This is a genomic window from Oligoflexus sp., assembly GCF_035638955.1.
Taxonomy (GTDB): Bacteria; Bdellovibrionota_B; Oligoflexia; order Oligoflexales; family Oligoflexaceae; genus Oligoflexus.
This window is the reverse complement of record NZ_DASQYZ010000275.1, coordinates 1-4,445: the sequence shown is the minus strand read 5'-3', so window position 1 is coordinate 4,445 and position 4,445 is coordinate 1. Positions and strand designations below refer to the sequence as shown.

Annotated in this window: 4 protein-coding genes and 1 pseudogene; 3 read left to right on the top strand and 2 right to left on the bottom strand. The window is 51.4% G+C overall.

Going from position 1 to position 4,445, the window contains the following annotated elements; all coding sequences use genetic code 11:
* The 3 genes and pseudogenes from VE954_RS25025 to VE954_RS44405 all read left to right on the top strand — a co-directional run.
* Positions 1-283: pseudogene (locus VE954_RS25025) on the top strand (hypothetical protein); the annotation flags it as partial.
* The gene (locus VE954_RS25020) at positions 276-986 is read left to right on the top strand and encodes a hypothetical protein (protein ID WP_324957973.1); all 711 of its coding nucleotides are present in this window, start codon (positions 276-278) and stop codon (positions 984-986) included. The pseudogene VE954_RS25025 and the gene VE954_RS25020, both read left to right, overlap by 8 nt.
* A gap of 39 nt (positions 987-1,025) precedes the next feature.
* Complete coding sequence (locus VE954_RS44405; RefSeq protein WP_414699030.1) at positions 1,026-1,682, top strand: DNA cytosine methyltransferase; 657 nt, start codon at positions 1,026-1,028, stop codon at positions 1,680-1,682.
* On the opposite strand, the gene VE954_RS25015 is transcribed toward VE954_RS44405, so the two are convergent.
* Positions 1,648-3,750, bottom strand: coding sequence for a response regulator (locus VE954_RS25015; RefSeq protein WP_324957977.1), 2,103 nt, complete (start codon positions 3,748-3,750; stop codon positions 1,648-1,650). The two genes, VE954_RS44405 and VE954_RS25015, sit on opposite strands and share 35 nt — an antisense overlap.
* Positions 3,751-4,145: 395 nt before the next feature.
* Positions 4,146-4,445 (bottom strand): hypothetical protein (locus VE954_RS25010; protein WP_324957972.1); only part of this gene is annotated, 300 nt, incomplete at its 5' end.

Below are 4,445 nucleotides of genomic sequence, written 5' to 3'. Positions count from 1 at the left end.
AGTTCGTGGCCTGCTTTCCGCCCCAGGATTCAATGACCCAATCAAAAGACAGATCTATCTATCAGCTGAATGGATCGGCGCGACCATGCAGAGCATTGACCCGCTCAAAGATGCCAAGGCCGATGAGATTCGTTTGAAGTCAGGTGTCGCCTCTCGCCGTTCGATCGTTGAGGAGCAAGGCCGGGATTACGAGAAGTTGCGGCGCGAAATTGAAAACGAGATGGAGCATGTCGTACCCGGCGAATCAGAGAGCAAAGAAGATAGCGGGGCAAAGAATGCTTAGCGGTCTTGATCTTTTCAGCGGATACGGCGGTCTCACCCTTGCGCTTTCTCCATGGGTGAAGCCAGTGCTTTACTGTGAGATCGCGCCTTACGCGCAGGCCATTCTTCTTTCCAGAATGGCATCTGGTCAGCTTCCCGAAGCTCCGATTTTTACCGACATCACAAAGCTTGGCGCTGCTTCGATCGAATCAGCGTTATCGTTTCATGTGGAAGAGAAGTTTATGGCAGGAAGATTTAGGAAGCTCTCGAACGATCAGGTTCTGGAAGCAGTCAAGGGCTACGAGTCAGGTTCGTCTCTGGGTGACTTGGCTCATGAGTACGGAGTCACTAGGCAGGCAATTTGGGGTCTCCTGAGAATCCGAACGACGATGAGACCCCAGCAGAGATACGGAAGCGAAAACCACTTTTACCGGGGAGGTCGGCGTGCCGATGAGCGAGCCCATGACATCGTTGAAACAGCAATTCGGGCCGGACGACTGGTTAATCCTGGACAGTGTGAGACCTGCGGACAATCCCGAGTCTTTGAAGATGGTCGAACCGGAATCCATGCCCACCACGATGACTATAATGAACCCATGTCCGTGCGCTGGCTCTGCTATCCATGCCACCACAAATGGCACCAGTGCAATGAGCCCGTGCCTCTGCGGAAAGGAGGTGCAGAAGAAAGCTCGTCCGTTGATATCATCTACGGCGGCTTTCCGTAAACATGTCAGGATGTTAGCGTTGCATGGGCTGGAAAAGGCTTGGACGGAAAGCGAAGCGGCCTGTTTGGCGAGATCCCGCGGCTGGCCCAAGAGCTCAGGTCCCCGTTCATTTTCCTCGAAAACGTGCCTGGACTCAGGACGCGCGGTCTCGACAGAGTTGTCGGCGAACTTTCCTCCCGACGGTATGACTGTCGATGGCGCATGCTATCCGCTGCGGATGTCGGAGCCCCCCATATCCGAAAACGATGGTTTCTGCTGGCCTACAATCCGGGCTTCGGACGGAAAGAAGGGGGGACCTGGGCAGCGTTTCGGCCACGGCTCATTGAGTCTTCCAGCTGCGGCGGCGATGTTTCCGACCCCAACCGCATCGATATACGGCTACAACCAGGGGGGAGCAGCAGGACGGACAGGGAAGAAACGACCAGGCCTCGAAACGATGGCGAAAGCAAACCTATGGCCGACACCACTCGCAAGGGATTGGAAATCGGGATCGACAGCAACGAAAAAGAACAGCAGACCCCTTTCGGAAGAGGTTGGTGGGAGTCTGAACCCTCCATGGGTCGAGTGGCTTATGGGTGTCCCCATAGGGTGGACCGAATTACTGCCTTGGGAAACGGCGTGGTTCCTCTCCAAGCGAGGGAAGCGTTCGAGAGCATGATGTTTAAATACGGTGAGATTCTTGCCCGCGATAGTTGAACGGAGCAGTTCGGCTGCGATAGATGCTGACGGCTTCAACCAGGGTCTTTGCATTTATAGGCTTGGTTAGGTGATCGTTATACCCTGCGTCAAACGAGCGCTCAATTTCTTCCTTCATGGCATGCGCGGTAATAGCCAATATGGGACCTCGATAGCCGTTGAGCCGAAGAGCTTTTGTAGCCTGAATTCCGTCCATTTTTGGCATCTGGATATCCATGAGGATGACGTCATATAGTTCCGTCTGAGCTTTTTCCATGGCTTCCTCTCCATTGCTCGCAAGATCGACGTCTGCTCCTGCGACAGAGAGAAATCTGTGCATGAGCACTTGGTTGGAGTAAGTGTCCTCGGCCACGAGGATACGCATTCCGGTTAAGGATTGCTCCTGTTCATCCATGGCTGGCAACCTTTGTGGGGAAGCCTGTTTTAAATGAGAGCTTTCCAAATCAAACGGAGCTGCTTCTATGCGAACTCGAAAAGTACTCCCTTTGTTCAGCTTGCTATCGACAAGAACAAGATTTCCACCAAGCTCCTCGCAAAGTCTACGGGATAGCATCAGACCAAGTCCTGAGCCACCAAATTGGCGGGCAATTGATGCGTCAGCCTGCGCAAAACGTTGGAAGAGGCGGCCTTGATTCTCCTGCGATATTCCAATTCCAGTGTCAGTGATGTCGAAGATTAGATGTAGCGGTTTGTCCAGTCTCGCCCGGATTCGAACTTCACCGCTGCTTGTAAACTTGACCGCATTACCGAGGACATTGGTAAGAATCTGCCGAATTCGAGCCGGGTCAGAGCAGGCTGAAAGAGGAACGTCGGGGTCGAATTCCAACCTGAGTTCTATGCCCTTCTGTTCAGCTGCATGGCGAACGACCGCAGCGGCTTCAGAAACCACCTCAAAAGGAGCGAAAACCGATTTTTCCAGTGTTAGTTTGCCTGCTTCGATCCTGGAGATATCAAGAATGTCATCGATCAGTCTCAGGAGAGCCCGACCCCCGCTATCAATTCTTTGGAGGGCATCATGTTTGTCCTCCTCAGTTACGCCCCTATCCCGGAGAACTTCTGTAAAACCCAGTATCGCTGTCATAGGTGTACGGAGCTCATGGCTCATGTTGGCAAGAAATGCACTCTTCGCCTCATTCGCACTCTCAGCGGCTTCAACAGCGGCCTTAAGGTCTGCCGTCAGGGTTTCAAGTTTTCGTCTTGCGACCACCATTTCTGTGACGTCATGAGCAAGGCCGAGAATACCCCTGATCTTTCCATCAGCATCACGAAGAGGGGTAAAACTCAAATTGGTATAGTGCTCTTTGAGGGAACCATCATCGTCGATGAGGGGCAAAGGTAGTTCATTGCCAACGTAAGGTTCCCCTGTCTCCAGAACGCGTTTAAGGATCGGAAAGTGATAAAGCCGTTCTGTCTCAGTGAAAACGTCGGCCAGGAACTTTCCCATCGCCTTTCGATTTACCAGACGATCATGGGCAGGATTGGCTAACGTATAATGAAAATCTGAACCCATTATAATGCACATAGGCATAGGAGCCTGCATGATAAAGTCGCACAGGTCCTGCTTTGCCGCTGACTCCAATGCCCGGGCTGTTTCTAAATTTTTTTCACTGACCTGCAGCTCTTCGATTTTAACGTCGATCCGTCTCGCTGTTTCAGAGGCTGCTTTCTTCGCTAGGACTGTGTCGGTAACATTTTCGGAAGTCTGCAGTATACAATCAACTTCTCCATATTCGTTGAATACCGGTGAGTTGAGCACCTGCCAGTAATGTTCAAAATCACCTGATTGATCAAATTGACCATCCCAGCGGGTGATTGGCATACGGTGGGGTTTTTTGGAGTGCATGACTGCCGCGACTGAAATTCTAAGCGCTTCAGCACCAGCCGGACTTTCTGGCCAGACCTCGCAGACGTTGTAACCAATAACTTCGGCCCGCTGCTTGCTGGTCATGATTAAAAAATTTTCGTTAACGGCAACTATTTGGAGGTCCGGGGTAAGAATACAAGCGGACGTTGGCATTGCATCAAGCAAGTGCTCAACTCGTGGAAGAATCCCAATTTTATTCACCACTTGTGACAAGAGAGACCCCTTTCTTCACAAAGAGCTGCATATTAGCCACCTTCTAACGGAGGAGGCAATTTCTGAATCGCCAGGGAAATCATACCCAGCTCAACGAGCCATGTATATCCGGGATTATGGTAGAAAAATCACGCCCAAAAACTGACAAGCAGTCTTTAAGACATTGTTAGTGGAGGTGCCTTTACCGGGGATCAAATTACAGCCTTGGCTAGCTGGTGGTTCTCACCAAGCGATGGAGTCACCTAAACCGTCTGGCGTAAAAGTTGTCGGTCATTGAACCTGAACCCATCCCGGGCCATCGCTCCAATAATCTCGGAATGTATGCTGCGCATGCTCTTTGGGCGTTCCGCGTAAGCAGCGCCAAAAATAGAAATGATGACAAAAACTTATGGAGGGTTGGTCCAGTCCACTGTCGTAAGCAGTCCGTCAAAAGCCATGCGAGCCCGAAAAGGATCGTGCAAACTTTTAGGACTGACACCAGCTTCCTTCAAAGCTTCCGCGAGCAGAAATCCGTGCATGTCGCCTGCTACGGATACACATTCTGCGCATGCTGCAATCGTGCTCTCGCTCAAAATAGGCTGACTCATACCGACCTCCCAAGCGTATATCAGTCGATCACCATACGCATGAATGGGTACCCTGGGACGTGATTTGCGGTCAAGAAATTTTTCAGAAAGCAGGAAAAG

Coding starts and splice junctions, on each gene's coding strand:
- VE954_RS25020 (WP_324957973.1), top strand. CDS start 276: ATGCTTAGCGGTCTTGATCTTTTCAGCGGATACGGCGGTCTCACCCTT.